General features: G+C 39.4%; 2 protein-coding genes. Both read left to right on the forward strand.

Features of this window, described 5'->3' with window-relative positions:
- Positions 1 to 371: 371 nt before the first annotated feature.
- Positions 372 to 641 (forward strand): type II toxin-antitoxin system TacA family antitoxin, encoded by a 270-nt coding sequence (locus AACV12_RS09155; protein ID WP_004397250.1) that lies wholly within the window; start codon positions 372 to 374, stop codon positions 639 to 641.
- The gene (locus tag AACV12_RS09160) at positions 638 to 1,171 is read left to right on the forward strand and encodes a GNAT family N-acetyltransferase (protein WP_170901602.1); all 534 of its coding nucleotides are present in this window, start codon (positions 638 to 640) and stop codon (positions 1,169 to 1,171) included. Before AACV12_RS09155 ends, AACV12_RS09160 begins: the two co-directional genes overlap by 4 nt.
- The last annotated feature ends 1,247 nt before the right edge of the window (positions 1,172 to 2,418 follow it).

Here is a 2,418-nt window from a genome sequence, read left to right on the forward strand (position 1 = left end):
TCACTTTTCTTCCAAACCGCTCAATTTGAGTTTTTTGTTTCTTTGCTGATTTAGCATTTTGATTTATAAATGAATCGGTTAGTTGGTTTTAAGTTTATAAAAAAGTTCGTTCTTTAGTTTTGAAAGTGTCGGTGTCAATCGGTTGGCCTAACAAACGGCTCAAGAGGGATTGCCAACGCGTGGCGACTTTAGTGCAAAATTGAAGTTCAGTGTTTACAGTGTGTTTTTTAAGTTCGGCGGTGCGTTGTCAACCCCTTAGCCTGGCGTTATATTCTCTCTCGTTCCGTAAACTTTCCGTACTAATTGAATATGCTTTAAGTTTGCACTATAATCAATCAGGTTACGGAATGTATCCGTACATTGGAGGGGTTATGGCAACGGCACGTTTAGATATCCGCCTTGATGAAGAGATCAAGGCAAAAGCCGAAAAAGCATCGGCTTTACTTGGTTTAAAAAGTCTCACTGAATATGTAGTGAGACTTATGGACGAAGATGCGACTCATGTTATTGAGGAGCATGAAAGTATTATGGTTAAAGACAGTGTTTTTGACGAATTTATGGCTGCATGTAATAAAGTAAAAGCACCGAATCAAGCTTTGCTTGAAGCGGTTAAATTTACAGATAAGAGTGGTATCAAGTGAGTTGGGGTAAAGAGTTTGTAGAACTTAGTAAGTCAAAGCATGACCGCGATTCATTTGACTGTGGAGAGCAAGAGCTAAACACATTTATCAAAACTCAAGCTGCAAAGCACATGCAAGCAGGTATTAGCCGAACAATGGTTTTACCTAGTGCTCAACCACTGTTAAATCAAAAATTCGCTATTTGTGCATTTTATAGTGTTGCACCGAGTTCAATCAGTCGAGAAACATTGCCAGTACAACTAGCAAAGAAACTTCCTAGGTATCCAATCCCTGTTTTTCTTTTGGCTCAATTAGCTGTGCACAAAGAGTATCATGGCTCAGGGCTCGGAAAAATTAGTCTAATTCGCGCACTGAAGTACTTGTGGGAAGTGAATCATCACATGAGGGTATACGCAATTGTTGTGGACTGTCTGACAGATTCCGCTCAAGCGTTCTATACGAAGTTTGGTTTTGAAGTATTGTGTGAATATAATGGGCGTATTCGTATGTTCTTACCAATGAAAACGGTAGAACAGCTTTTTAATCAATAGGCTACGAATATAACAAACAATTCAAGCAGACCCTCAACGCGTGGCATTTTCGTTTTGCGTTGAGTTTAGTGTTTACGGCGTTGTGCGGAAAGTTGGTCGTTGCGTTTCGGGCTACTTAATTGGGCGTTATGCAACTCAGGGGAATTTAGGGGTTCAATCTTTTTAGATTTCTCCGGCCATTCGTTTTGTGTTGTCGGCAAATGAGCACTTTTACCCTCAGATTCGTGGTTCACCCAAACCGTAAAACAGGCAAGGTTCTTTGTTTGCCTCAATCAGTTTTAGCGTTGGCGTGTTGTTAATCTTGTGGGCGCAAAGTGTGGAAAGGGCAAGTTTATCGAGCATTTTGTACTTGCTGAAAGTCTTGCTTGTTGAGTTTGTCTCATTCAAAAGCTTGATTTGTTGTTGAACGGTGGACTTTGTTTTGGCGGCTTATTTATCATAGCTCTTGCTTGGGTTGATTCTTGAATCTCTCAACAATTGCAATTGTGGCTTTTGGTCGTGTAAATTAGGTTTATCTCATTGAATTTGCATAACAAATGGCTCAAGAGGGATTGCCAACGCGTGGCGACTTTAGTGCAAAATTGAAGTTTAGTGTTTACAGTGTGTTTTTTGAGTTCGGTGGTGCGTTGTCAACCCCTTAGCCGGGCGTTAAATTACAACAATAAACATCAGTGAGGTAAAAGGTGGCATTATTAATATTATTCTCCTTAGTTTTACTTTGGGGACTTCTTGGGTGGCTAAGCGATGATTTTGTATTGTTTGGACTTGTCACTCCGATTTTGGTTTTGATCGTATCAACACTGTATGGTTCGTACATGTGGCTTAAAACTGGATCCTGGGGAAGTTTTGATGTTTTAACTGTATTCTGCGCAATCAAAAAAGAATGTTTTGATATTTATAGTTTTAGCTCATATGTCGGTTTTGCAAAACTTAACAATTGGTACTTGAGTACAAACGTAGCGTGGACAGCCGCTTTAGTCCCAATGTTTGGCAATATATTTTGTACAATTGTTCTTGATAACATTGAGCTTCTGCAACGACTAAAAAAATACCTTATTACTTGCAATAGCTCGACAGAACACCATTAGTTAATGGTACTAAAGATGGCTTTGAGTATGTAACTTAGTATCAAGTTTGAAGTGCGACACTTTTTAAAGATGCGCATGAATATACTCCAGTGGTGTTCTATACCCAAGTCTTTTGCGTGGGCGCATATTTAATTTGTGTGCAATTTCATTGCAGAGCTT

It is taken from the genome of Vibrio sp. 2-2(8), assembly GCF_963888495.1.
Taxonomy (GTDB): domain Bacteria; phylum Pseudomonadota; class Gammaproteobacteria; order Enterobacterales; family Vibrionaceae; genus Vibrio; species Vibrio anguillarum.